Below are 25,076 nucleotides of genomic sequence, written 5' to 3'. Positions count from 1 at the left end.
CTACGAGGGTGTGCGCAGTGGGCTTCCCAGCTGCCGGCCGCGGGGGCTGGAAACGCTGCGGTCGCCGGGCACCCAGAAGCGGAGTAAGGCATCCGCGTTCTTGGTGATCCCTATGCGTTTGCCACGGGTGATCTCTGGGATAGCTGTGCGTGGGGTCAGGGTAAACGGGGCAGCAGTGGATGAGGTATCGCCTGCGCAAGAAATCACTTGATCAACCGCCGAGCCATTAAGGTCCAGGTTCAAACCAAGTGCTGCGCCCAGGTTTCCCGGCCCACGCGCAAGCGCTTCATCCGCGGGCTTTGATCCGCGCCGGGCACGGGCAATTTCGAGCCCCTCGATGATTTTTCCTGCGCGCAGCAGTACTCCTCCAGCCTCGCCATCGGGGCTGCACACCAGGTTGCCGGCACGGTGGATGCCATAACTGGCATACACGTAGAGGTGTTGGGGAGGGCCAAACATAACCTCGCAACGAGGGGTCGGGCCGTTGAAGGCATGGGACGCTTCGTCTGCAATCCCCAGATAGGCCTCGACCTCGGTCAACTCAATAGCCACTCCGCCGTGGCGCAAGACCGCGCCCAACAAAAGCGGGGCGACGACGTCGGCGGGTTGGGCGAAATCGATTCTCTGTGCGCTTCGATCCATGTAGCCATTGTGGTGCTATTGCCCTAAACCCGCCAAGGTTGGTCCATTGTTGCCGAAAACTAGACTGCTTGGTCTATAATCGTTGAAACGATGCGCGCCGGATCGGTTCACCCGGCGCCGACGAGCGCGACCAAGCACTAGTTCGAAGAGGAGTTTCCATGGCCCACAACACAGATGCCATCCACGCAGGCTACGAGCCCGACGAGTTCATGGGCTCCATCAACGTGCCGATCTACGCCTCCACCACGTTCGCCCAGAATGCGCCGAACGAGCTGCGCGGAGGCTACGAGTACGGTCGGGTGGCGAACCCGACCGTCGACTCGCTGGCCCGCACAATCGCCGCCCTTGAGGGTGGTGAGCACGGCCGCGTCTACGCTTCTGGCATGGCCGCCACCGACCACCTGCTGCGCGTGCTGCTGCGCCCCGGCGACCACCTGATCATGGGGCACGACGCTTACGGCGGAACGTATCGCCTGATCGCCACCGTTTTCAAGGACTGGAACGTGGACTTCACCGTGGTGGACACCACCGACCCCGAGGCCGTCCGTGCGGCGCTGACCCCGAAGACGAAGCTGGTGTGGCTGGAGACCCCGACGAACCCACTGCTCGCCGTGACCGACATCGCTGCCATCGCCGAGGTGCTCGCCGATGAGTTTGGTAGTGACGCCCCCACGCGCCCGCAGCTGATCGTGGATAACACCTTCTGCAGCCCCTACCTGCAGCGCCCCCTGGATCACGGCGCGGACGTGGTGCTGCACTCCACCACGAAGTACATCGGTGGGCACTCCGATGTGGTCGGCGGCGCGATCGTCAGCAACGATGCACAGCTGGACGAGGATCTGGACTTCCTGCTCGGCGGTGCGGGCCCGATTGCCTCGCCTTTCGATGCCTACCTGAATGCCCGTGGCTTGAAGACCCTGGGTGTGCGCATGGACCGCCACTGCTCGAATGCACAGGCCATCGCGGAATACCTGGATGAGCGGGAGGAAGTCGCCACCGTCCTGTACCCCGGCCTGCCGCAGCACCCCGGCCACGAGGTGGCCAAGCGCCAGTCCACCGGCAAGGGATTCGGCGGCATGATCTCCGTACGCTTCCACTCCGAGGAAGCGGCGCTGAAGTTCTGTCAGTCCACCAAGCTGATCTGCCTGGCGGAGTCGCTGGGCGGTGTGGAATCGCTGCTGGAGCACCCGGCGACGATGACCCACCAGTCGGTTGCGGGCTCCCAGCTGGAGGTTCCGCGCGACCTGGTGCGCATCTCCATCGGCATTGAGGATCTGGAGGATCTGCTCGCAGATGTCGCGCAGGCGCTGGAGCAGCTTTAAACTACTGGACTTATGAAGTCCTTTTCTTCTTCCAAGTCCCTGACTGCACTGGCCACCGCAAGCGCCCTGACCATCAGCGCCGTCGCAGCCGCCCCGGCGCAGGCTATCGCCCCGTCCGAAGGCAAGGGCTCCAGCACCGCCCCGATCACCCAGCCCACCGACCCAGATTCCAACCCGAACAACCCGAAGGCCAACAACGAAGGCTCCCTGGCGGGCAGCATTGAATCCGCGAACCCGGGTGCCGAATGGCTGCTGAAGACCTTCCCGCTGGGCAGCACGGATCCCGCAGGTTCCCTAGGTAAAGATGTACCGCCGATCGCAGGCATTCTGGCCTGGGTCGGCGGTGTCGTAGGTGCGGTTGCCCTGGGCGCGGCACTGGTTGGTGGCTACCAGCACGCCGTTCAGCAGGGCTGGATCCAGCCGCTGTAGGGAGGCTAGGCGCTAGCTAGCCTGGCGCGGGTTAGGCGTCCTCGCCAACACCGGAGTAGCCAAGCTCGTCGAATACCTGCTTAACCTCGCCGCGCTTCGGGGCGATGAGCTTGGACTCTAGAACGATGTCCTTGTCCTTGTTGAAGATGAACACGATCGTGTTGCCCCTGTCCTTAACGTAGCCAGCGTATTCGTTCGGCTTGTCGTTCACGATCGTCGCGCCGCCGTCCTTGAATTCCTTCTCCTTGACCTCGACGTACTCCTTGTCGTTGATGAAGTCCACGTCCCAGTAGGCCCAACCCGAACCCCGGACGCCCTTACAATTTGCGCCGGTCATGTCGCGCTTCTCCTTGGAGGAGTCGTAGTAGCGCAGAGTGAAGGTTCCGTCCTTGCACTTGTTCACCAGGTCGTTGACCTTCTCCGGCATTGCGTCCTTGTAAGTGGCGGGGAGGGAATCATCCGGTCCGCCGACGTCACCCCTCTGCGCGGCGGTGGAGCTCGGTGCGCTTGAGGTCTCGGAAGTAGTGGACTCCTCGGAGCTTTCCTCGCTGGTCTCCTCGGTGCTCTCTTCGGAGTTGCCCTCGGTCTGGGAGGTCGAGGTTTCGTCGGAATCGGATCCGTCATCATCCTTGGCCAGCAGGAAGTAGCCGCCTACCGCCAGGGCAATGACGACAGCGAGGGCGACGATGATGCCGATAACCTTGCCGGTGCCCCCGCCACCACCGCCGGAGTTGAGGTCTTGACCATAGGCGCTGGCAGCACCGCCAGCGAAGGGGTTCTGGCCAGGCTGTCCGGGTTGTCCGGGTTGGCCGTAGCCGCCCTGGTTAAAAGGATTCTGTCCGGGCTGACCATTCGCACCAGGCTGGCCGTAACCGCCTTGCGGGCCGGGCTGGCCATAACCCCCGGGCTGTGGCTGCTGTGCGCCGTATTGCTGACCGCCCTGGGGCTGGTTCTGGTTTGCGCTCCACTGAGTGGTCTCGTCACCTGGGTTGGAGCCGTTGTTGAAGGGGTTGTTCTCCCCGTTGTTGCCGCCCTGGTTGGGCTGGTTATCGAATGGATTGTTGTTCGTCATGAGGGGACAGGTCCTTTACTCTCTGGAAACGTCATTTTCTGGGTTTTAGGGGCCTGGGAAACAATGGCGCCCTCTCTGTGTGAGGGGCGCCTTCCCGCGGCGCTCGGTAGGTCAAATGGTACGACCCCCGCGGGATGTTCCGTTTCGTTATTCTTCTTCTGAGCTAGGGGTGAATAACGGGGGGGGGATAAATCCCCTTGTGATGAGGCTAAGGCTTCTCGTAGCCCAGCTGGGTGAGGACCTCTTGCAGGGTGGACTCGTCTGCGAAGTACATCTTGGTTTCCATGGCGATGCCCTTCGACTTGTTCATGATGAATACGAACGGCTTGGAGTCATCCATGAGGTAGCCCGCGAAGTTGTCCGGGTCATCGGACCAAATCTCAGCGCCCTGTTCCTTCACGTAGTCGATCTCGGTGGGTACGAACTTCGCATCATTAACGAAGTCCACCTTCTTGAACTCCCAGGCGGAGTCCCATACGCCGGTGCACTGCATGCCCTTGACCTTGCGGTTGTTATCGCGGGCGAGCTCGTAGGTGCCGTTCTTGCAGTCGTAAACCAGTTCCTGCATCTTCTTGGGCATCGCGTCGGCGTAGGTCTTGTCCATCGAATCATCTGGGCCGCCGATGTCGCCGGCCTTCGCGGGCTCCTTGGAGGAGGACGAGGTCTCGGAGGTGGAGGATTCCGAGCTGGATTCGGAGGAGTCCTCGCTGGTCTCTTCCGACGAGCCAGACTCTTCGGAGCTCGACGAGGAGCTGGAGGCATCCGTGCTCTCTTCGTCATCTTTACCCAGGAGGAAGTAGCCGCCAACGATCAGGCCGATTACGACAACTGCGGCGACGATAATGCCGATGATTTTGCCACCGTTGCCGCCGCCACCGTTGCCTCCGGCGTTACCTGGCTGGCCGTACGCGCCATAGGGCTGCGCATTAAACGGGTTTTGCCCCGGCTGGCCATAACCCTGCTGACCGAAACCTTGCTGGCCATAACCCTGCTGGCGCTGCTGGCCAAAGCCTTGCGCGCCGTAGCCTGGCTGGTTCTGTTGACCGTAACCAGACTGACCCTGCTGACCGTAGCCCGGCTGGCCTTGGTTCTGGCCGCCCGGGAACTGCTGGTTGCCGTAGCCCTGCTGGCCAAAGGGATTCTGAGGCTGATTCGGATTCTGTCCCGGGTTGTTCTGAGAACCGTTATCGGATCCGGGGTAACCGCCTCCGTAATTATTAGTCATAAGAATTCCTTAAGGTAACGCCATAACCTTTGCTAAAGAAAAAGGTTAATGCATAGCTTTCTCTATTGCAGTGTTCTGCAGGGATTGCCTCAAACCAAAACTAAATAGACCCCGCTGCCTGCGCTTGGTCGCTACATTGGAATTCATGAGTTCTACTAATGCAGAGTCCACGAATGCACAGGCCACGTCCATTCCACCAACTAACTCCCGCGTCGCCGTCGTCACCGGCGCGAGTGCGGGCATCGGCGAAGCCACCGCTAAGCTGCTGGCCGCGGATGGCTGGTATGTGGTTCTGGCCGCGCGCCGTGCAGAAAAGCTAGAGCAGGTAGCGCAAACGATCGCCCAGGAGGGCGGCAAGGCTACGCCCCTTGTGCTGGATGTGACGGATAGGGCGTCAATAGATAACTTCACCGCAGCGCTCGCCGAGCTGACGGGCTCCAAGCTAGACCTGCTGGTCAACAACGCAGGTGGCGCGCGGGGGCTCGACCCTGTGCTGGAAGCCGATCCGGAGGATTGGCGCTGGATGTTCGAGGCGAACGTGATGGGCACCCTGGAGGTCACGCGCGCGCTGTTCGATCAGCTGCAGGTAGCGGACGCACCGCAGGTTATTAACGTGGTTTCCGTCGCCGGTCGCGGCGCTTACCGCGGGGGTGCGGGTTATAACGCGGCGAAGTTCGGGCAGACCGCGCTGACTGACGTGATGCGCATGGAGTTCGCCGAGGCGGGCGTGCGCGTCTGCCAGGTCGACCCGGGCCGGGTGGCCACTGACTTCAGCCTGAACCGCTTCAAGGGCGATGCCGAGCGGGCCGAGGAGGTTTACGCGGACAAGCTAAACCTGCAGGCAGAGGACATCGGCGAGGCTATCCGCTGGATCGCGGATCGCCCCCGCCACATGGACGTAGAGTCCATCATGATCCGCCCGCTTGACCAGGTTTAAACCTGGCGCTCGGGATGGCTCGGCGGGTCTGTCGCGCCGGGTTAACCCCGGCGACCAGCTCCTACTGGAAGGTGACGGCGGTGCCGGTCGCGCTGACCATCACCATGCCGCCCTGACCCAGGGACTCGTAGTCCACGTCCACGCCGACGATGCCGTGGGCGCCCATCTCCAGCGCGCGATCCACCATTTCCTTCAGCGCGGTCTCGCGAGCCTGCAGGATCTCGCCCTCATATGCGGAGGAGCGGCCACCGGTGATGTTGCGGAAGCCCGCGCCGATGTCCTTGAACATGTTGATACCGGCCACCGTCTCGCCCGAGACGATGCGCAGGTACTGCCCAATGGTGTGGCCCTCGACGGTGTTGGTGGTAGTGACGATCATGGCGTTGTTGGCCTTTCTGCGAGTCTTTCTTAATGACGCCCACGTCTGCCGCGGGCGCGCTTATGCAACTGACTATAGAGGACTGCGTGGGCTGCGCGCGCGTGAAAACTTCAGTTGGCCTTCCGGCTAGGGTGGGGGCATGGTCACCGTGATCGCCAGCCCGCAGTCCACCTCCAACGATCTCCAGCCGCTGAAGTTGGGGGACCTGCCGGAGGATCTTGTCGCCGCAGTGCGCGGCGCCAAGTACGTGGAGGTATTCACCGGGGCGGGCATGTCCGCCGATTCCGGTTTGGATACCTTTCGCGACGCGCAGACAGGCATCTGGTCGCATGTTGATCCCCAGGCGATGGCCACCTTGGACTCCTGGGCGAAGGATCCCGAGCCCATGCTGGCCTGGTACTTGTGGCGGGCGGTGCTATGCCGCCGCGCAGAGGCAAATGCGGGGCACCGGGCGATAGGTGAGTGGGCGGAACGAGGGGGCGTCACCGTACATGTAACAACCCAGAACATCGATGACCTGCACGAGCGTGGTGGCAGCAAGAACGTGGCGCACCTGCATGGCAGCCTGTTTAGCTACCGCTGCAGCATTTGCGGCAAGCCCGCGCGCATGCCGGAGCTGCCCGAGAAACAGGTGAAACGTGCCACGCCGCCGACGTGCTCACTGTGCGGGAACCCGGTGCGGCCGGGCGTGGTGTGGTTCGGTGAGCCGTTGCCGCACCGGGAATGGGAAGCCGCCGAAGAGGCAATGCGGGCGGCGGATCTGGTGGTGATCATTGGCACTTCGGGCGTGGTGTGGCCCGCCGCAGGCCTGCCCGCGATCGCAGCCCAACGCGGCACGCCCATCGTGGAGATCTCGCCCGCGCGCACGGACCTAACGGATATGTGCACATGGTCGCTGCGCACCACTGCGGCGAACGGGGCGCCGCTGCTGGTGGAGGCGGCGGAGGGGCGCTCCTAGTGCCGGCCCTGAGTCAGCCCCGCTAGAGACCTACTACAGCGCCCGCTAGTCCTGCGGGTTAGGCGGCGCCTGCTGGTTGTGCTTTGGCATCAGGCCGGCGTTCATCGGCGGGATCTTGTGGTTCGGGTCGAACATCTGCGCCTCGATCTCCGGAGCCAGCGTCTCCGCGAAGATGTTGTTGAAGTGGTGCGCATCGCGGTAGACCGCCATGTTGCCGATGATGGAAGGGCACCAATCCTCGCGGCAGATCGCGGCCGTCAGATCCATGAGGGTCACGTCCATGCCCTTGTACGCCTCGATGGAAGGATCCACAGGCAGCAGGGAATCCCAGACGCTCTGGCCACACTCGGCATTGATGGCCAGCACCTCGTCGAAGTTCGGGCGGCCGGGGTTGGCCAGGCCGGGGAAGTCCTCGTCCTCTGCAACCTCGCCCTGCTTGCCTTCCATCATCTCGGCAACGCAGGCGCGCATGTCGCGGGGTGCACCCTTGTCGGTGGTCTGCCACGGGTTATCGCGCATCAGCCAGCTGTGGATGCCCTGGTCCGTGAAGCTCTGCACCAGGTCCTTGTACTCCTGCGGCACCTGCTCCGGGCCAGCGCCACCGATCGAGGTCGGGCGCGTACCGGTCATGAAGATGCCCTCTGTCGGCGGATTCTCCTTGATGTAGTCCACGACCTTCTCCGACCAACTGAGGCAGGAGGGGTACTCTTCGCCATTGACGCGCGTGATCTTGGCGTTCACCGGGCAGCCCATCTTCAGCAGCGGGATCATCTTCACGTGCCGGTTGCGGCCCACGATGTCCAGCGCCGGAATGTAGTGCTCGGAGTGCGAGCCGCCGATCACATAGATGGTCTTATCGGAGTTGACGTCGCCATACGCGCATTCCTCGTCGGAACGGTTGAAATTCTTCGTCAGGATCAACGCATCGCTATCGAAACCGATCTGGCAACCATCGGGCTGCGTCTGCGGCAGCAGGGCGTGGAAGTCCTCCAGCGGCGGCACGATCGGCATGTTCTCCGGCACGGGGGCGTTCACCAGGAAGCTCGCCGCGCCGGGGTAGATCGATCTATCTGCGGCCAGGTCCCACAGCTGTTCGCTGTTCACATCCTCGCGGTGTTGTAGATACTTTGGTGACGCCACCACAGACCCAGCGAGCACCAGAATCAGCACGGCATAGACAGCCTTCGGCCAGGCGGAAAGGGACTTTGCCCAGTACTTCGGGCTGAGCAGCACCCAGTTACGCTCGGGCTTCTTGCCCTGGCGCAGGGGGCGCTCAATCAGCTTGTTGGAGAGCCAGGCCAGCACCACGCTGGCTGCGATCACGGCTGCACCCAGGGCGGGGCTGACCTTGGGAACGTTGAAGTAGTAGACGCACAGCACCAGAATCGGCCAGTGCCAGACGTACAGGGCGTAGCTGATGCGACCCAGGAATTGGAACGGGCGCGTCAGCAGCAGGCGAGTCACGCCTACGGGCTCGCCGGAGTGGCCGGAAAGAACCACCAGCAGGGCGCCGCCCAGCGGGATCAGCGTCCACGGGCCGGGGAACTGGTCCGCGCCGTCCAGGAAGAGGCCGGTGCTGATGATCATGCCCAGGCCGACAATGCCCATCACGGTGCGGGTCCAGCGGCCCAGCGGGCGCAGCACCGGGTTGCCGTTCGCGTCGCGGCGCAGCAACAGCATGCCCAGCAGGCCACCCAGACCGATCTCCCAGAAGCGGCTCAGCGTGGAGTAGTAGTTGATGGTCTGGTCTTCAAAGTGGAAGTACGTGGCGTAGGCGAAAGAAAGCACCGTTGCGGCGGTCAGCACAACCAGCAGAGCCGGGCGTGCGTACTTCCGGAAGATTAGGGCAAGCAGAGTAACGACCACCAGGGATGCTACGTAAATCTGCAGCTGCGCCGACATGGACCACAGGTGTTGGAAGGGGCTGACGGTGGTGCGCACAGAGGTGTATTCGCGGCCGGAGTACGCCAGCTGCCAGTTGATGTAGTAGCCCAGGGAAGCCACTGCATCCTTTGCCATCTGTACGTGCACCAGGCGATTCATTAGAAGTAGCGAAGCCGCCAATACACTGGCGACCACCACTGCCAGCAGCGGGAATAGTCGCCGGATGATGCGGATCAGCGACTGAATGAAGGTAAGCCCCTTCGGGTTCTGCGCGTTGCGCAGCTGGCTGCCGAAGAAGAAGATGCCGCCGAGCAGCAAGAACACGTCCACGCCGGAGCTGACTTTGCCGACGAAGACGTGGAAGATCACGACCAGGCCGATGGCCAGACCGCGCAGGCCTTCGATGTCGTAGCGCATCGTGCTGGAACGTGCGCCGGACTTAGCTGGTTGTTTTACCTTTGTGGCGTTCGACTGCTCTGCCTTCTTGGCTGCGCTATCGTCCGCCGAAGAATTTCCCTGTGCCATAACTCGGATAAGTCTATTGACCAGGGGGAAAAATATCGAAACGACTCACCCGAGAATGCTCAAAGCTGCGACGGCGATCACGCCAGGCGCGGCGGGGGTTACTCGAAGTACACATCCTCCAAAGACAGCGCTTCTGCAGTACTGGCCTGGTTACGGGCAGTTTCTACATAGCGCGCCGCGTGGGCGATGAAGCCCTGGCGCTCTTCCTCCGTCAGCTCGCGGCGCACCTTCGCGGGAAGGCCAGCGGCCAGGAATCCCGCCGGAATCTGCTGCCCTTCCAGCACCACCGCGCCTGCGGCGACGAGGCTGCCGCCTCCAATAGTGGAATCCGATAGCAGTGCCGATTGCATGCCAATCAGTGTTCCCGCCCCCACATGAGAGGAGTGAACCAGCGCCTGGTGGCCGATGGTCACATCGTCCTCCAGCACGCATTCCTGGCCGCGCTCCACGTGCATCACGGAGTTGTCTTGCACATTCGTCCGCTCGCCGATGCGGATTGCGCCCACGTCACCGCGCAGCACGCACCCGTAGAACACGGAGGAATCCGCCCCGATTTCCACATCCCCAATGATCGTCACGCCCGGGGAGATCATCGCGCTGCGGTGGATCCTCGGCGTCTTGCCCTGATACGGAAGGATAATCGGTGCTGCATTCATGTTTACCACCCTAACTATTTTTGGACGCCCACGCTTCCCATTGCCTGGAATACCCCACCTAACCCTGCAGGATCGGTAGCGTTGACACCATGAGCGAGAACGTCACCAGTGAAAAACCAGTAACGATCCTCGTCGTCCACCACAGCCCGACCGAGAAGGCGCAGAAACTCGCCGACACTGTACTCGCGGCAGCACGCGCCGCCGCGGAGGAAGTGAACGCCGAGCTGAGTCCGGCCACAGGTGGAGAGCCAGGCAGGGAGCCAGGCGAGGGTGCAGGCCAGCCCGCCGTGCAGGTGCTGGAACGCCAGGCCCTGGAGCCGGATGTGGAGGAGCTCCGCGGAGCGGACGCCGTGATCCTGGGCACCACCGCCAACTTCGGATACATCTCCGGAGCCCTGAAGCACTACTTCGACACGGTCTACGTGCCCGTCCTCGAAGAGAAGAAAGCCACCCCGACCAGCTGGTGGATCCGGGGTGGCTACGATACGACGGGTGCGGAGAAAGCCATGCGCTCCATCCTCACGGGGCTGGAATGGGAAACGGTGGCTGAACCCGTCGAGTTCACGGGAGATATTGAGCCCCACCTGGCGGAGCTAGAGGCTATGGCTCAGGCTGTGGTGGGCCAGGCTGTGGCGTCAATAATCTAAAGAGCCCTAAGGAAAGAGCTTGTTAGCGCAGGTCGGACAGGACGCACGCAGCGCCTGCGGCGGCGGTGGTGACGGTCAGAACGGCAGGCCAGGCGCCGATCTTCTTGGCTAGCGGGTGGGAAAGGCCAAACGCGGCAAGGTATCCGGCGGTCAGGCCCGTGGCAACACCCGCGCCAGCCTTAGCGTTCCAAGAGCGGGCAGCGTAGCCACCTGCAGCGGCCAGAATCACGCCACCGAGAGGGCGAATACCGGTCTCGCGGGCAGTCAGCCAGCCGCCGACCAGGCCAGCGATGACGACGGATGCGGTGTTGACTTCCTTAGCGGGCTTCAGGGAGGCGGTGGGCTTGAGCTTGTTCAGCTGATTCTTCTTCGACATGACTCCAACTCTACGCTGGTGAAAGGGGAGTAGTTTCGCAAATGAATTAGAAGTAGGACTAGGGTGGCAACCAGACCAAAGCTTTCTGCCCATCCGAGACCATGAGGAGGCATGTGTTCCATGGTTGAACGCATCGATACCCGGTTAACCAGACTATGGGGAATCGATAAGCCCATCATCGGCGCACCGATGGCGGGGCGCTCCGACGGCCACCTGGCAGCCGCAGTCAGCCGCGCCGGTGGATTGGGAATGTTCGGCGCCGGCGCGGGAACCAAGCCCGAATGGATCCTGGAGAACGCACGCATCACCGCAGAGGCTGGACCCTACGGAATCGGCCTGATGGTGTGGGCGCTGGAAGACAACCCGGCCCAGTTCGATGCAGTGCTAGAGGCCAAGCCGAAGGTAGTGAGCCTGGGCTTCGGCGACCCCAAGCCCTACGTAGACCGCGCTCACGAGGCCGGGATCTCTGTCGTGGCTCCCATCAACACCATGGCGCAGTTGCGTCAGGCATTGGTCGCGGGTGTGGACGCCGTGTGTGTGCAGGGAACGGACGCCGGCGGGCACACCGGACACATCGGAACGCTGCCGCTGCTGCAGATCGTGATGGAATACATGCAGGTCAACGCGCCGGGCGTGCCGATCGCCGCCGCGGGTGGCATCGCCACCGGCAGGGGCGTGGCCTCCGTGTTGGTGGCAGGCGCCGACGCAGCATGGGTTGGCACCGCACTGCTGGCCTCCCCGGAAGCCGCCGGGGCGCCCGAGCTGCGACAGGCCGCGATCAAGGCCACGGCCAGCCGGACCGTGCTGACCGACATCTACGACCGCGCCGAAAAGCAAAAGTGGGATACGGAGCAGTGGCCCACCCGCACCGTGCGCAATGCATTCGTGGACGTTTACCGCCCGCTGTCCGAAGCGGGGGAGGTCACCGACGAGGAACTGATCGCGGCCCGCGCCGAGGGCGGGGACTTTGCCGACGAGTTGAAGCTGCACGCGGGGCAGGGCGTGGAGCTGCTACGGGCAGAGGTGCCCGCCGGTGAGGTCGTGCAGGGTATGTACGACGAAGCGCTGCACTGCCTCGGGCGTTTCTCCTAAGGAGGAAACCGCATGGACATCGACCGCGTGTACGACTGGCGCGACCGACAGCGCCAAGGTCTGTATTTAGTGGACCGGTTGTGGCCTAGGGGCGTCAAGAAAGAAAGCCTAGATTTGGCCGGCTGGCCGAAAGAACTAACGCCCAGCAGCGACCTGCGCCGAGAGTTCCACAATGGTTTGAGCTTTGCCGAGTTCCGCGAGAAGTACGTGGCGGAGCTGGAGGAACGGAAAGCCGCAGGGGAACTGGACGATGCCCTGACCGAATTGCGCGACTACCAGGAGCGGGCGACTGAGGAAGGCGCTCCGGAGCTCCTGCTGCTGTATGCCGCGAAAGAAAAAGAGCACAACCATGCGGTTGTGCTCCGAGATTGGCTGGCACCCCAGCTGGAAAGCTAAGGCGCCGGCTATCTAGCCAATCGCGCTAGAGGCGCTGGCGCGACAGGAAGTTCCAGACCTCCTGGGAAGCATCCGGAACGCGGTTCCAGGTGTGGTTCTGCGGGTTCAGAATCAGCTGCAGCTCCTTGCGAGCGCAGGGGTACACGTGGCGCTCGCCACCCCGGATGCGGGTGACGCGCGGCGGGTAGCCGCAGCCGTTACGCTTCGCGTAGCTACCCACCAGGTCGCGAACAGCCAGGTAGTGGGCGCCGTTGTGGCGGTAGCCACCGTTGATCTTCATCATCGTGTCGCCACGGCCATGCATGATCAGGAACGGGATTGCGCGGTTCTTGCAGCCCATGTTCACCGGATCGTAGTAAGCACCGCCGACGGCAGCGGCACCAGCGAAGACGTGCGGCAGGTGGCAAGCCACGACGGCAGTCATGCCGCCGCCGTTGGAGTGACCGGTGGCGTAGATGCGGCCACGGTCGATGTTGTAGGTGCGGTCGATCTCATCGATGATCTGCAGGATGAACTTCAGATCAGTGCCGCCCTTTACCACTGCGTAAGGGGCACCCTCCCAGCCGTGCTTGATGGACTCCGGGAAGATCTTGATGGCCTGCTGGCGAGCACCGGTCTCGTACAGGCGGGAGTAGCGGCGGAAGTTCTCCGGGGTATCGCGCCAGCCGTCGAAGCCGAAGATCACCGGAGTGGGACGCGCCGGGTTGTAGTGCGTCGGCATCTCCAGGATGTAGCGACGGTTGTAGCCAGCGGAACGGGTGTACACGCTGGTCTGGTGGCCGTTGCCAACACGCGGGGCCGGCTTGGCGGTGTTGACGCGCTGCGGGCCAGCCGGCTTACTCGGAGCCGGGGGCTGGAGCATGCGCTGCAGGTCAGCAGAGCCAGCGGGCAGTGGCGGTAGCTCCGGCATCGGGGGCAGCTGCGGCATGGGCGGCAGCTGGGGTAGCGGCGGGACGGAGCCCTGCGGGGCAGCGTTTGCCTCCGGTGCGTTGTAGGTAGCCACGCCCGTGGTACCGAACGCGGTGGCCAGCACCAGCGACAGCGCTACGGCAATGCGCTGAAAGGAAGACAAGAAGGAACTAAGAGATCGATTCACGAATGTGACTATACATATATGTGAAGAAGCTGCCAATTGGATTGGGAAATTCTGGCTAGCTGGAGTTGCTAGCTGAAGTTCGGGCCGTAGAAGTTCCTGCTCACGGTCGGTAGACTGGGCACCATGATTACTGAAACTCTTGCGGCAAACACTTTCCTACTCGCTGAAGGCTCTGCAGTGCCCCCGCTGGGCATGTTCGGTTGGATCATTATCGGTGGCCTGGCCGGCTGGATCGGTTCCAAGATCATGGGCACCGACGAGCAGATGGGCTTCTTCCTCAACATCGTCGTCGGCATCATCGGCGGCTTCCTGGGTGGCTGGGTTCTCGGCCTGCTGGGAGTCGGTAGCGGCGGCATGTTCTGGAGCTTCCTGACCTGCCTGCTGGGTGCCTGCATCCTGCTGTTCATCGTCGGCCTGGTCACCGGCAACCGCAAGAAGTAGGTAACCGCAAGAAGTAACTGCCGTTACGAGCTGGAGCCGGGGTTTAGCCCACCAGCAACATAGAAAGCGCACCTTCGCCCAAGCGTGCGCTTTCGTTTTCTAGGCCCAAGCCCAGCCACATTACGAGAAGCAGGATAATGAGCGCGCAGATGATAAGAATCAGCGTGCCAATAAGGAAATAGGAGCGGAAAGGGCCACTTTTGGACTCTTTCTGCAGAGGCGCCTCAACCGTCGGTTGGGGGCCTTTTTTCTGTGGGTCTACGGCCGGTGTGCCCGTCTCATCGACGAAGCCGCCACGTTGGACGGATACCGCCCGGAACGTGCCCGTATCGCGTTGCTGGCTTTCCATCGGTCTTCTCCGGTTCGTAGATCTTAGCGGTTCGTGCTGTTTCAGCTGCATGTTCAGTGGCGGCGAAATTTTGCATAACTTCTGCAGGGCTGTGTATAGCCCTACGAAAGCTTAAAGGGTAAGAGGAACGAACAGTCGAAACTGTTGGGTTTCTTTAAGCTTAGTATTGTCGCTTCTTTCGTTTCGGGACTGTCCCAATTCCAGGGGTGTAATGCCAGGTGAGCCTCAAGTGTTCCACCCCTAAGTAGGGTTATTCACAGTCCGAGCTGTCTGTGGATAACCCTGCTAATTGGATGGGTTGGTGGCCGTCTTACACGCCAACCCGTCCCACCTTTTGGTTACGCTGTTGAATGTCTACCAGCGCTCGCGAGCGCGCACCAAATTCCGCACATCAAACACTGCACACTGAATTCCAGGCCACATGTTTGGCACATGTTCTTGGCCGTAGTTGAAAGGAACCCGATGGAAGGCCAACTTCTCACCACCAGCACCGGGCAGCTCGTCGATGAATCGGGAGTCGCCCGTCCGCCGTGGGCCTACCGCAGCGAGATTGAGCTGGACTACTACGACAACGAGTGGGGTCGCCCCGTCATCACCGAACACGGCCTGCTGGAGCGCATCGCCCTCGAAGGCTTCCAATCCGGGTTGTCGTGGGCCACTATCCTGCGCAAGCGGAGGGATTTTCGCTCTGTGTTCTTTCTTTTTGACGCCCAGCGCATCACCGAAATGAGCGAGCCCCAAAGGCGCGCTGCTCTGCAGGATGAACGCTTGATTCGTAATGCCCGCAAGCACGAAGCGCTCTACGAAAACGCCAAGGCGACGCTGGAGCTGCGGCGAGCGGAGGAATATCAAGAATTGCCGGAGGATTCGCCCGCCCGCGACGTTCTGGGCGGGGCGGCCAACCGGCTGGCGCCGGGTCTGCCCGTACTCGTGTGGTCGTTTACCCCGGCGGAGCACTCCCGTCCGACATCGCTGGATGGGGTGCCCTCGACCTCGCCGGAATCCAAGGCGCTGGCGAAGGAGCTAAAACGCCGGGGATTTCAATTCGTCGGCCCCACCACCTGCTACGCGCTGATGCAGGCTATCGGCATGGTCGACGACCGGGTGGTGGAGCCTGCGACTTAGAGTCGTGCGGCCAGCTCCACGGCCTGGCGGATCGCGCGCTTGGCGTCCAGCTCCGCGGCGACATCCGCGCCGCCGATGATGTGGACGTTAGAGGTGTCGTCCTGCTCGGCGTCGCTCTTCTCGGCACCCTCCGGGCGCACGGACTCCTGGCCCGTGCACAGCACGACCGTGTCCACGTTGATCACGCGCTCTTCGCGGTTCTCCTTGGTCTCACGCTCGATCTGCTCCAGCAGCTCCTGCTTTTCGGCGCGATCCAGCGTGCGGCCCTCGAAGGTGCCGGACTTGATCTGCTTGATCTTCTTCAGGGTGACCTGCGGATCCTCCACCGGGACGGTGATGTGCAGGCCGTCGGAATCGATCTTCTCGTAGGTCACGCTCACGATCTGCTCCGTGCCGCCCATGGCCACCGCCGCGCGGTGTACCCAGCCGGTCGTCTTGCCCAGCGTGCGGCCCATGCGGGTCGGCTTACGCTGCAGCATCACCACGCGGCGCTGCGGGCGCTCCGGCTGCGGGGAGGAGAGGTTGCCGTGCACATCCGAGTCCTCGACCACGCCCCACTGGCTGTTCCAGGAGGTCAGGGACTGCGGCGCGCCCTGGCGATCCTCCAGCAGGAACTCCGCCACGTCGTAGCCAATGCCGCCAGCGCCGATGACGGCGACGTACTCGCCCGGCGCCTTCTTTCCGGAGATTAGCTCGGCGTAGGTGGCGACGGTCACGCCGTCGATCTTGCCCTCTAGGCCTTCGTTCACGCCCGGGAACTCCGGGATGCGCGGGCGCACGCCCGTGGCCACAACAACTTCCTCGAAGCCGTCGGTCTTAAGCTCCTCCGGGGTAACGGCCTTGCCGGTGGAGATGTTCACCTTCAGGCCCTCCAGGCGGTTGACCACCGCGTATAGCGCCTGTACGAACTCTTCCTTGCCCGGCACGCGCATCGCCAGGTTGAACTGGCCACCCAGGGTGTCAGCCGCTTCGAAGACGGTGACATCGTGGCCGCGCAGCGCCAGCGCCTCAGCAGCGAAGAGCCCGGCCACGCCACCGCCGATCACGCCGACCTTCTTGGTGCCCTGTGCGGGTAGCAGCTCCAGCTCGGTCTCGTAGGCGGCGCGAGGGTTAACCAGGCAGGTCGCCCGCTTGTTCTCGAAGGTGTGGTCCAGGCAGGCCTGGTTGCAGGCGATGCAGTGGTTGATCTCGGTGTTCAGGCCGCGTGCAGCGCGGTTGACGAACTCTGGGTCGGCCAGCAGCGGGCGAGCCATGGAGACCAGGTCGGCCTGCGGGGTGCCGGCGGGCTCGCCGTCGCCACCGTCCCAGCTGCCGTCGAGGATGGCCTCGGCAACCTCCGGGGTGTTGATGCGGTTGGAGGCCACCACAGGGATGTTTACGTGCTCGCGCACCTTCTGGGTTGCCCAGGCAAAGGCGCCACGGGGCACGGAGGTCACGATGGTCGGGATCTGCGCCTCATGCCAGCCCACACCGGAGCTCAGCAGGTCAGCCCCGGCCTCCTCGATCTTCTTGGCCAGCTGCAGGATCTCCTCCTGGCTCTGGCCGCCCTCGACCAGCTCCAGCACGGAGATGCGGTAGTCGATGACGAAGTCCTCCGGCACCTTTGCGCGGATGGCCTTAATGATCTCCACGGGGAAGCGCTGGCGGTTCTCCACCGAGCCTCCCCACTTGTCAGTGCGCTGGTTCGTGCGCTCCGCGAGGAACTGGTTAATCAGGTAACCCTCGGAGCCCATCACCTGCACGCCGTCGTAGCCTGCGTCGGCAGCGAGTGCGGCGGAGGCGGCGTAGGCGTCAATAAGCTTTTCAACGTCCTCGGTCGCGATCTCGCGGGCGGGGAAGGGGCTGATCGGCGACTGCGAGGCGGAGGCGGACTCCGCCATCGGGTGGTAGCCATAGCGGCCGGCGTGCAGCAGCTGCAGCAGGATTTTCGCGCCGCCGGCGTGTACTGCGTCGGTGATCTCGCGGTGAGCCTCGGCGATCTCCGGGGTGTTAAACGGAGTGCCGTAGGGGGTCAGGTTGCCCTCCAGGACTGGCGGGTAGCCGCCGGTGACCATCGCGGCCACGCCACCTTCGGCGCGGGCGGCGTAGAAGGCGGCGAGCTTCGGCACGTCCTCGATGGAATCCTCCAGGCCGGTGTGCATGGAGCCCATGATCACGCGGTTGCGGAAGGTGGTCTTTCCTACCTGGATAGGGGAGAGGAGGGTCTTGTAGGCGGTGGCGGGATCTTCCACCGGGGTGGCGGTGAGAGCGGTGGCACCCGGTGCCGTAGTCAGCGGCAGTAGGGTGCGGACGGAAGCGTCAGAGGAGTTGCTGGAAGGCTGGTTGGTCATGGGCGCAATTATCTCTAACTGCGCAAAAACCTGTGGGGCTTTTGAAGAAACCGAGAGCATTCACACTGCTGCGCGTTAAAGTATGTATCAAAATGTGAGTAATGTATGACGATCGTCGCAGTTCAGCGTGACTTCGATCACACACAAATGTGAGGCTAGAAAGAGCAAGGCAAGCCTAATTTTGTCTGCTCGTACCGACGGGTGCACTCTAGATAACCCAAGACGAAATGGTGTGACCGGAACTACAGCTGTTTCTTGGCGGAGACTCACGTCACCACCAGACCGGCGGTCCGATTGCAACTTTATTCGCATATGCAAATGCAGTACTTGTGACGAAAGTTAGGCCGTAAATCATGAAAAACTACCCTGCACGCCAGGGTCTTTACGACCCCCAGTTTGAGCATGATGCGTGTGGTGTCGCCTTCGTGGCTGACATGCACGGCCGCGCGACACGCGACATTGTGGACAAGGGCATCCAGGCCCTGGTGAACCTGGATCACCGCGGCGCAGCTGGAGCGGAAAAGAACACCGGCGACGGCGCCGGCATCCTCATCCAGGTCCCCGACCGCTTCTACCGGGAGGAGATGGCCAAGCAGGACATCACCCTGCCGCCGGCCGGCCAGTACGCCACCGGCATCGCCTTCCTGCCGAACTCCCGCATGGCCGCGCTCGACGCGGTACGTGCCGTCGAGGCCATCGTGAAGGAAGAGGGCCTGAACCTCATCGGCTGGCGCGACGTGCCCGTCGACGACTCGAGCCTGGGCGCCATCGCGCGCGACGCCGAGCCGCTGTTCCACCAGCTCTTTATCTCTGGTGTTGACGCCAACGGTTCCCCCCTCGAGGGTCTCGAGCTCGACCGTCGCGCCTTCTTCGTCCGCAAGCGTGCAGAGCGTGAACTCGGCACCAAGGGTGCAGGCGAGGGCTCCGGTGGAGACACCGTGTACTTCCCCTCCCTGTCCTCCCGCACGGTCGTCTACAAGGGCATGCTGACCACTCCGCAGCTGCGGGAGTTCTACCTGGATCTGCAGGACGAGCGCATGGAGTCCGCGCTGGCCATCGTGCACTCGCGTTTCTCCACCAACACCTTCCCTTCCTGGCCGTTGGCTCACCCCTACCGCTTGGTTGCACACAACGGTGAGATCAACACCGTCCGCGGAAACGAGAACTGGATGCGCGCCCGCGAGTCCCAGCTGCGCTCCGAGGTGCTGGGCGATCTGGACCGCGTGCTGCCGATCTGTGATCCGGAGGGTTCGGATACCGGCCGCTTCGACGAGGCCCTGGAGCTGCTGCACTTGGCCGGCCGCAGCCTGCCGCACGCCGTGCTGATGATGGTTCCGCAGGCGTGGGAACGCAACCCGCACATCGACCCGCAGGTCCGTGCGTTCTACGAGTACCACTCCAGCTTCATGGAGGCCTGGGACGGCCCGGCCGCCATCACCTTCACCGACGGCACCCTCATCGGCGCGACCCTGGACCGCAACGGTCTGCGCCCGGGCCGCATCTGGATCACCAAGGACGGCCTCGTCGTCATGGCTTCCGAGGCCGGCGTGCTGGACATCCCGGACAGTGAGATCGTCAAGCGCACCCGCGTGGAGCCGGGCAAGATGTTCCTGGTCGACACCTCCCGCGGCTGCGTTGTGGAGGACGAGGAAATCAAGCAGGCTCTGGCCGACCAGCCCTACGAGCAGTGGGTAGAGGAGCACCTGGTCCGCGAGTCCGACCTGCCGGCCGCCGAGCCGATCGCCATGAACCACGAGCGCATCGTCCTGCGCCAGCGGGTCTTCGGCTACACCGAGGAAGACCTCGAGACCCTGCTGCGCCCCATGGCCGACAAGGGTGCCGAGGGCATCGGCTCGATGGGTACGGATACCCCGATCGCCGCCCTGTCCGACCGCCCGCGCTTGCTGTACGACTTCTTCGCGCAGCGTTTCGCGCAGGTGACCAACCCGCCGCTGGATAGCTACCGCGAGAAGATGGTCACCAGCATGTTCACCCAGCTGGGTGCGCAGGCGGATGTTCTTAACCCCGGTCCGGACGCCGCCCACCGTATCCACCTGGACAGCCCGATTCTGGGTAATCAGACACTGGCCAACCTGGCGAGTGCAGCGGAGAACGCTGAGGCCGCCGGCTCCGACGTGGACTTGAGCGCCTTCAAGGCCGTGCGCATCCCGGGGCTGTACTCCGTCGCCCACGGCGGTAAGGGGCTGCGCGAGGCCATCAACCGCATCCGTCGCCAGGTCACCGAGGCGATCGAGGATGGCGCGACCATCCTGATCCTCTCTGACCGCGAGTCCGACGAGCGCTACGCGCCGATCCCGTCGCTGCTGCTCACCAGCGCCGTGCACCACCACATGGTGCAGGAGAAGACGCGCACCCGTGCATCGCTGGTGATCGAGTCCGGCGGAGCCCGCGAGGTGCACCACCTGGCCATGCTCATCAACTTCGGCGCGGATGCCATCAACCCATACATGGCTCTCGAGACGGTTAATGAGATGGCCAACGACGGGCGAGTGGGCGTCACCGCAGAAGAAGCCGAGGAAAACTACATCAAGGCCGCGACCGCCGGCATCCAGAAGGTCATGTCCAAGATGGGCATCGCGACGGTGGCGAGCTACCGCGGCTCCCAGCTGGCCGACGTGGTGGGCCTGCACCAGAGCCTGCTCGACGAGTACTTCGTCGGCGCCTTCAGCCCCATCTCCGGCATTGGCCTGGACGAGATCGCTGACGACGTGGCCAAGCGCCACCGCGCGGCGTTCCTGCCCCGCCCCGAGGAGCAGGCGCACCGCGAGCTCGAGATCGGCGGCGAGTACAAGTGGCGCCGTGAGGGCGAATACCACCTGTTCAACCCCGAGACCGTATTCAAGCTGCAGCACGCGACCCGCACCGGCCAGTACCGCATCTTCAAGGAGTACACCGAGAAGGTCGACAAGCAGTCCGAGCGTCTGGCTACGCTGCGTGGCCTGTTTAAGTTCAAGTCCAACCGCCCGTCGATCCCGATCGAGGAGGTCGAGCCGGTGAGCGAGATCGTGAAGCGCTTCGCCACCGGCGCGATGTCCTACGGCTCGATCTCCGCCGAGGCGCACGAGACCCTGGCGATCGCCATGAACCGTCTGAAGGGCATGTCCAACTCCGGTGAGGGTGGCGAGGATCCGGCCCGTTTCGAGCCGGAGCCGAACGGCGATTGGAAGCGTTCCGCCATCAAGCAGGTGGCCTCCGGCCGCTTCGGCGTGACCAGCCACTACCTGAACAACTGCACGGACATCCAAATCAAGATGGCCCAGGGTGCGAAGCCGGGCGAGGGTGGCCAGCTGCCGCCGAGCAAGGTGTACCCCTGGATCGCCGAGGTGCGTGTGACCACCCCGGGCGTGGGCCTGATCTCCCCGCCCCCGCACCACGACATCTACTCCATTGAGGACCTGGCGCAGCTGATCCACGACCTGAAGAACGCCAACCCGGATGCCCGCATCCACGTCAAGCTCGTCGCCGAGCAGGGCGTGGGCACGGTCGCCGCCGGTGTGTCCAAGGCGCACGCGGATGTGGTGCTGATCTCCGGCCACGACGGCGGCACCGGCGCCTCCCCGCTGACCTCGCTGAAGCACGCGGGTGGCCCGTGGGAGCTCGGCTTGGCCGAGACCCAGCAGACCCTGCTCATGAACGGCCTGCGCGACCGCATTACCGTGCAGTGTGACGGCCAGCTGAAGACCGGCCGCGACGTGATGGTGGCAGCCCTCCTGGGCGCCGAGGAATTCGGCTTCGCCACCGCCCCGCTGGTGGTCTCCGGCTGCATCATGATGCGCGTCTGCCACCTGGATACCTGCCCGGTGGGCGTGGCAACCCAGAACCCGGAGCTGCGCAAGCGCTACACGGGCCAGGCAGAGCACGTGGTGAACTTCTTCAAGTTCATCGCCGAAGAGGTCCGCGAGTACCTCGCCGAGCTGGGCTTCCGCACCCTGGAAGAGGCCGTGGGCCACTCCGAGTGCCTGACCGGCGGCGAGATGGAAGTCGATCACAAGACCGCGGGCAAGCTGGACCTGGCGCCCATCTTCGCCCAGCCGGACAGCCCCTTCATGCACCAGGACCTGCACCGCACCAAGGAGCAGGACCACTCGCTGGACAAGGCGCTGGACAACCAGATCCGTTCTGATGCGCAAGACACGATTCGCCGCGCCGCTGCGGGCGAGGACGTCTCGATCGACCTCAGCTACCCGATCACCAACGTCAACCGCACCGTCGGCACGATGACCGGCTCGCTGATCTCCCGCGTTGCCGGCCGCGACGGCCTGCCGCAGGACACTGTGAACCTGCAGTTCACGGGCTCGGCAGGTAACTCCTTCGGTGCTTTCGCCACCCACGGCATGACGCTCACCCTTAACGGTGACGCCAACGACTACGTGGGCAAGGGTCTGTCTGGCGGCCGCATTGTCATCCGCCCGACCGATAACCACGGGGCGGAGGATACGACCAGCGACGTCATCGCCGGCAACGTGCTGGGCTTCGGCGGTGTACACGGCGAAATGTTCATCCGCGGCACCGTGGGCGAGCGCTTCTGCGTGCGTAACTCCGGCCTGACCGCCGTCGTCGAGGGCGTGGGCAACCACGGCTGTGAGTACATGACGGGTGGCCGCGTCATCGTCCTGGGCAAGATCGGCAACAACTTCGCAGCCGGTATGTCCGGCGGCATTGCCTACCTGGTGGATGACGGTAGTGGCGTCACTGACCGAATCAACACCGAGCTCGTCGACATCGAAAAGATCACCGACGAGGAAGAACTGCGCTGGGTCGAGCAGACGATCCAGACCCACCGCGACCTGACCGGATCTACCGTGGAGGTAAACGCCGCGGATCTGATCAAGGTCATGCCCCGCGACTACGCGCGTGTGCTCAAGACGATCGCACGGGCCGAAGCCGAAGGCTTGGACAACGACGGCATCGCCGCCGCAATCATGGAGGAAGTGAAGTAAATGGCTGATCCACGCGGATTTCTGAAGCACCGCCGCGAGTCGGCGGCACACCGACCCGTCCCGCTGCGCCTGCTGGATTGGAACGAGGTCTACGAGGACTTCTCCGACGACAAGGTGCAGACCCAGGCCAGCCGTTGCATGGACTGCGGCATCCCGTTCTGCCACGATGGCTGCCCGCTGGGCAACATCATCCCCGAGTGGAACGACCTGGTGCGCAAGGGCAACTGGCGCGAGGCCTACGACCGCCTGCACGCCACCAACAACTTCCCGGAGTTCACCGGCCGTCTGTGCCCCGCACCCTGCGAAGGCGCATGTGTGCTGGGTATCGGCGACGACCCGGTGAACATCAAGACCGTCGAGTACACCATCGTTGAGCACGCCTGGAAGGAAGGCTGGGTCAAGCCGATCAAGCCGAGCTTCAAGACCGGCCAGCGCGTGGCCGTCGTGGGCTCCGGCCCGGCCGGGCTGGCCGCCGCACAGCAGCTGACCCGCGCGGGCCACGACGTCACTGTCTTCGAGCGCGCCGACCGCATCGGTGGCCTGATGCGCTACGGCGTGCCCGAGTACAAGATGGAAAAGAAGTGGATCGACCGCCGTCTGGAGCAGATGGAGGCCGAGGGCACGAAGTTCGTCGTCAACACCTCGCCGACCGGCGAGCAGCTGAAGGAGTTCGACGGCGTGATCGTCGCCATCGGCTCCACCGTCGGCCGCGATCTGCCCGTCGTGGGTCGCGACCTGAAGGGTGTCTACCAGGCGATGGAGTACCTGCCGGAGGCCAACAAGGTCTGCGAAGGCGACCGCGAGGAATCCACCATCAACGCCAAGGGCAAGCGCGTGGTGATCATCGGCGGTGGCGATACCGGTACCGACTGCTTCGGCACCGCGCTGCGCCAGGGCGCCATCTCTGTGTCCCAGTTCGACATCACCCCGAAGCCGCCGAAGACCCGCGGTGCCTCCACCCCGTGGCCGACCTACCCGCGCATCTGGCGCGTGGCGTCCGCCCACGAGGAGGGTGAGTACCGCGTGACCGGCAACGAGTCCGCCGACGAGATCGCCGCCCTGGGCCTGGCCGAGCGCCAGCCGGGCGACGAGCTGGGCATCCGCCGCTACTCCATCAACACGGTGGAGATCACCGGCGACGGCGAGAAGGTCACCGGCCTGAAGGGCGCCGAGTGCCGCTTCGGCGAGAACGGCCTGGAGAACATCCCGGAGTCCGACTTCGAGATGGATGCCGACCTGGTGCTGCTGGCGATGGGCTTCGTCTCCGTCGAGGAGACCCCGGTGGTGCGGGACCTGGGCCTGCAGATCGGCGAGCGCGGCCGCCTCGAGCGCGACGACACCTTCCGCGCCCAGCCCACCAACGCTGAGTTCGCGGACATTCCGGTGTTCGTCGCCGGCGACGCGGGCCGTGGCCAGTCCCTGATCGTGTGGGGCATCTCCGAGGGCCGTTCCGCCGCCGCGGAGCTGGACCGCGAGCTGATGGGCGAGACCGCCCTGCCGCGCCCGATCAACCCGACTGACGTGGCGATGCAGGCTTGAGCCTAGCCGCTTACCTAGGGCTGCTCGGTGCCTGGGTGCTGGCCATTACGATGCCAGGCCCGGACACCGTGCAGCTCATTCGTTTGGGTGCCCGTTCGCGCCGCTCGGCGGTGTTCGCGGCGCTGGGAATCTGCACGGGCAATGTGCTGTGGCCGGTGGTCACAATGCTGGGCCTGGCCGCGCTGATCGCGGCCTTCCCGTGGATCCTGACAGTGTTGTACCTGTTCGGCGGCTGTTTTCTGATCTACATGGGCCAGGGCGCGTTCCGTTCCGGATACGCGGATTGGCGCGCCCGGGCAGTCTTGCCCACTGTTTCTATTAATGACGCCACCCGCGCCCCAACGGCCGCAGATGGAGCACAGGCTGCTGCGCGTGCACCGCTGGGGGACCTCGCTTCCTGGCGCCTGGGGCTTGCGACGAACCTCTCCAACCCCAAGGCGCTGCTGTTCTTCGGTTCGGTGTTCGCGCAGTTCATCCCGGTGGACGTGTCCTTGCTGGACCGGCTGCTGGTACTGGTTCTGATGACTGTCGTGGGTGTGGCGTGGTTCTGCGGATTCGCCCTGGCGGTGGCCGCGGGAGCGGAGAAGATCCAGCGGATCAACCCCTTCATCGAAATGGTGGCCGGCGTGATCTTCGTCGTGCTGGGCGCCTTCCTGGCCTTCGAGGGCGTGCAGATGCTGATGGGTAGCTAAAGC

Annotated in this window: 22 protein-coding genes; 12 read left to right on the top strand and 10 right to left on the bottom strand. The window is 63.7% G+C overall.

Annotated elements, in window-relative coordinates; genetic code table 11:
* A complete protein-coding gene (locus tag HMPREF3166_RS07590; RefSeq protein WP_070488513.1) occupies nt 1-642 on the bottom strand; it encodes a DNA-3-methyladenine glycosylase in 642 nt (213 codons plus the stop codon).
* Nucleotides 643-800: 158 nt separating this feature from the next.
* Here HMPREF3166_RS07590 and HMPREF3166_RS07585 point away from each other — a divergent pair, with 158 nt between their 5' ends.
* Together HMPREF3166_RS07585 and HMPREF3166_RS07580 are read left to right on the top strand one after the other, a co-directional pair.
* A complete protein-coding gene (locus tag HMPREF3166_RS07585) occupies nt 801-1,964 on the top strand; it encodes a cystathionine gamma-synthase (protein WP_070488511.1) in 1,164 nt (387 codons plus the stop codon).
* A 12-nt stretch (nt 1,965-1,976) separates the two neighbouring features.
* Complete coding sequence (locus HMPREF3166_RS07580) at nt 1,977-2,393, top strand: hypothetical protein (protein WP_049050660.1); 417 nt, start codon at nt 1,977-1,979, stop codon at nt 2,391-2,393.
* Between the two features lie 31 nt (nt 2,394-2,424).
* On the opposite strand, the gene HMPREF3166_RS07575 is transcribed toward HMPREF3166_RS07580, so the two are convergent.
* Together HMPREF3166_RS07575 and HMPREF3166_RS07570 are read right to left on the bottom strand one after the other, a co-directional pair.
* On the bottom strand, nt 2,425-3,465 hold the full coding sequence (locus tag HMPREF3166_RS07575; protein WP_049050659.1) for a hypothetical protein: 1,041 nt from the start codon (nt 3,463-3,465) through the stop codon (nt 2,425-2,427).
* Between the two features lie 208 nt (nt 3,466-3,673).
* Nucleotides 3,674-4,690: a hypothetical protein gene (locus HMPREF3166_RS07570; protein ID WP_070488510.1), complete on the bottom strand. Its 1,017-nt coding sequence runs from the start codon at nt 4,688-4,690 to the stop codon at nt 3,674-3,676.
* 145 nt (nt 4,691-4,835) lie between these two features.
* Here HMPREF3166_RS07570 and HMPREF3166_RS07565 point away from each other — a divergent pair, with 145 nt between their 5' ends.
* On the top strand, nt 4,836-5,627 hold the full coding sequence (locus tag HMPREF3166_RS07565) for an SDR family oxidoreductase (protein WP_035003369.1): 792 nt from the start codon (nt 4,836-4,838) through the stop codon (nt 5,625-5,627).
* Between the two features lie 61 nt (nt 5,628-5,688).
* Here the strand turns inward: HMPREF3166_RS07565 and HMPREF3166_RS07560 are convergent, their stop codons facing one another.
* Entirely contained in the window at nt 5,689-6,006 is a 318-nt protein-coding gene (locus HMPREF3166_RS07560; protein ID WP_049050656.1) for a YbjQ family protein, read from the bottom strand.
* A gap of 139 nt (nt 6,007-6,145) precedes the next feature.
* On the opposite strand from HMPREF3166_RS07560, the gene HMPREF3166_RS07555 reads away from it, so the two are divergent.
* On the top strand, nt 6,146-6,964 hold the full coding sequence (locus tag HMPREF3166_RS07555; protein WP_035003373.1) for an NAD-dependent deacylase: 819 nt from the start codon (nt 6,146-6,148) through the stop codon (nt 6,962-6,964).
* 45 nt (nt 6,965-7,009) lie between these two features.
* Here HMPREF3166_RS07555 and HMPREF3166_RS07550 read toward each other — a convergent pair whose 3' ends face one another.
* Together HMPREF3166_RS07550 and HMPREF3166_RS07545 are read right to left on the bottom strand one after the other, a co-directional pair.
* Nucleotides 7,010-9,373 (bottom strand): acyltransferase family protein, encoded by a 2,364-nt coding sequence (locus HMPREF3166_RS07550; protein ID WP_246816963.1) that lies wholly within the window; start codon nt 9,371-9,373, stop codon nt 7,010-7,012.
* Nucleotides 9,374-9,471: 98 nt separating this feature from the next.
* On the bottom strand, nt 9,472-10,029 hold the full coding sequence (locus HMPREF3166_RS07545; RefSeq protein WP_049050652.1) for a gamma carbonic anhydrase family protein: 558 nt from the start codon (nt 10,027-10,029) through the stop codon (nt 9,472-9,474).
* An 89-nt stretch (nt 10,030-10,118) separates the two neighbouring features.
* On the opposite strand from HMPREF3166_RS07545, the gene HMPREF3166_RS07540 reads away from it, so the two are divergent.
* A complete protein-coding gene (locus HMPREF3166_RS07540) occupies nt 10,119-10,676 on the top strand; it encodes a flavodoxin family protein (protein WP_035003379.1) in 558 nt (185 codons plus the stop codon).
* A 22-nt stretch (nt 10,677-10,698) separates the two neighbouring features.
* On the opposite strand, the gene HMPREF3166_RS07535 is transcribed toward HMPREF3166_RS07540, so the two are convergent.
* Nucleotides 10,699-11,052 (bottom strand): hypothetical protein, encoded by a 354-nt coding sequence (locus HMPREF3166_RS07535; protein WP_035003382.1) that lies wholly within the window; start codon nt 11,050-11,052, stop codon nt 10,699-10,701.
* 120 nt (nt 11,053-11,172) lie between these two features.
* On the opposite strand from HMPREF3166_RS07535, the gene HMPREF3166_RS07530 reads away from it, so the two are divergent.
* Nucleotides 11,173-12,144 (top strand): NAD(P)H-dependent flavin oxidoreductase, encoded by a 972-nt coding sequence (locus HMPREF3166_RS07530; protein WP_049050650.1) that lies wholly within the window; start codon nt 11,173-11,175, stop codon nt 12,142-12,144.
* A gap of 12 nt (nt 12,145-12,156) precedes the next feature.
* Nucleotides 12,157-12,540, top strand: coding sequence for a DUF488 domain-containing protein (locus HMPREF3166_RS07525; RefSeq protein WP_070488508.1), 384 nt, complete (start codon nt 12,157-12,159; stop codon nt 12,538-12,540).
* A gap of 25 nt (nt 12,541-12,565) precedes the next feature.
* Here HMPREF3166_RS07525 and HMPREF3166_RS07520 read toward each other — a convergent pair whose 3' ends face one another.
* Nucleotides 12,566-13,636 (bottom strand): CE1 family esterase, encoded by a 1,071-nt coding sequence (locus tag HMPREF3166_RS07520; RefSeq protein WP_141741150.1) that lies wholly within the window; start codon nt 13,634-13,636, stop codon nt 12,566-12,568.
* Nucleotides 13,637-13,759: 123 nt separating this feature from the next.
* Between HMPREF3166_RS07520 and HMPREF3166_RS07515 the strand changes: the two genes are divergently transcribed.
* Nucleotides 13,760-14,077, top strand: a complete 318-nt coding sequence (locus tag HMPREF3166_RS07515) for a GlsB/YeaQ/YmgE family stress response membrane protein (RefSeq protein ID WP_080971974.1) — start codon at nt 13,760-13,762, stop codon at nt 14,075-14,077.
* Nucleotides 14,078-14,120: 43 nt separating this feature from the next.
* On the opposite strand, the gene HMPREF3166_RS07510 is transcribed toward HMPREF3166_RS07515, so the two are convergent.
* Nucleotides 14,121-14,426, bottom strand: a complete 306-nt coding sequence (locus HMPREF3166_RS07510; protein ID WP_049050648.1) for a hypothetical protein — start codon at nt 14,424-14,426, stop codon at nt 14,121-14,123.
* 462 nt (nt 14,427-14,888) lie between these two features.
* On the opposite strand from HMPREF3166_RS07510, the gene HMPREF3166_RS07505 reads away from it, so the two are divergent.
* Nucleotides 14,889-15,551, top strand: coding sequence for a DNA-3-methyladenine glycosylase I (locus tag HMPREF3166_RS07505; protein ID WP_049050647.1), 663 nt, complete (start codon nt 14,889-14,891; stop codon nt 15,549-15,551).
* Here the strand turns inward: HMPREF3166_RS07505 and HMPREF3166_RS07500 are convergent.
* The gene (locus HMPREF3166_RS07500) at nt 15,548-17,881 is read right to left on the bottom strand and encodes an NADPH-dependent 2,4-dienoyl-CoA reductase (RefSeq protein ID WP_246816962.1); all 2,334 of its coding nucleotides are present in this window, start codon (nt 17,879-17,881) and stop codon (nt 15,548-15,550) included. The two genes, HMPREF3166_RS07505 and HMPREF3166_RS07500, sit on opposite strands and share 4 nt — an antisense overlap.
* 353 nt (nt 17,882-18,234) lie before the next feature.
* Here HMPREF3166_RS07500 and gltB point away from each other — a divergent pair, with 353 nt between their 5' ends.
* The 3 genes from gltB to HMPREF3166_RS07485 are packed head-to-tail and all read left to right on the top strand — an operon-like array spanning nt 18,235 to nt 25,073.
* Nucleotides 18,235-22,842 carry a glutamate synthase large subunit gene (gene gltB, locus HMPREF3166_RS07495; RefSeq protein WP_070488506.1) on the top strand — a complete coding sequence of 1,536 codons (4,608 nt, stop codon included), beginning with the start codon at nt 18,235-18,237 and terminating at the stop codon, nt 22,840-22,842.
* The gene (locus HMPREF3166_RS07490) at nt 22,843-24,381 is read left to right on the top strand and encodes a glutamate synthase subunit beta (protein ID WP_070488505.1); all 1,539 of its coding nucleotides are present in this window, start codon (nt 22,843-22,845) and stop codon (nt 24,379-24,381) included.
* Complete coding sequence (locus HMPREF3166_RS07485; protein ID WP_070488503.1) at nt 24,378-25,073, top strand: LysE family translocator; 696 nt, start codon at nt 24,378-24,380, stop codon at nt 25,071-25,073. The genes HMPREF3166_RS07490 and HMPREF3166_RS07485 overlap by 4 nt, the downstream gene beginning before the upstream one ends.
* Nucleotides 25,074-25,076: the final 3 nt, after the last annotated feature.

The sequence above is a fragment of the Corynebacterium sp. HMSC08A12 genome (genome assembly GCF_001807485.1).
In the GTDB taxonomy this organism is placed as follows: domain Bacteria; phylum Actinomycetota; class Actinomycetes; order Mycobacteriales; family Mycobacteriaceae; genus Corynebacterium; species Corynebacterium evansiae.
This window is presented reverse-complemented; position numbering and strand designations above follow the sequence as displayed.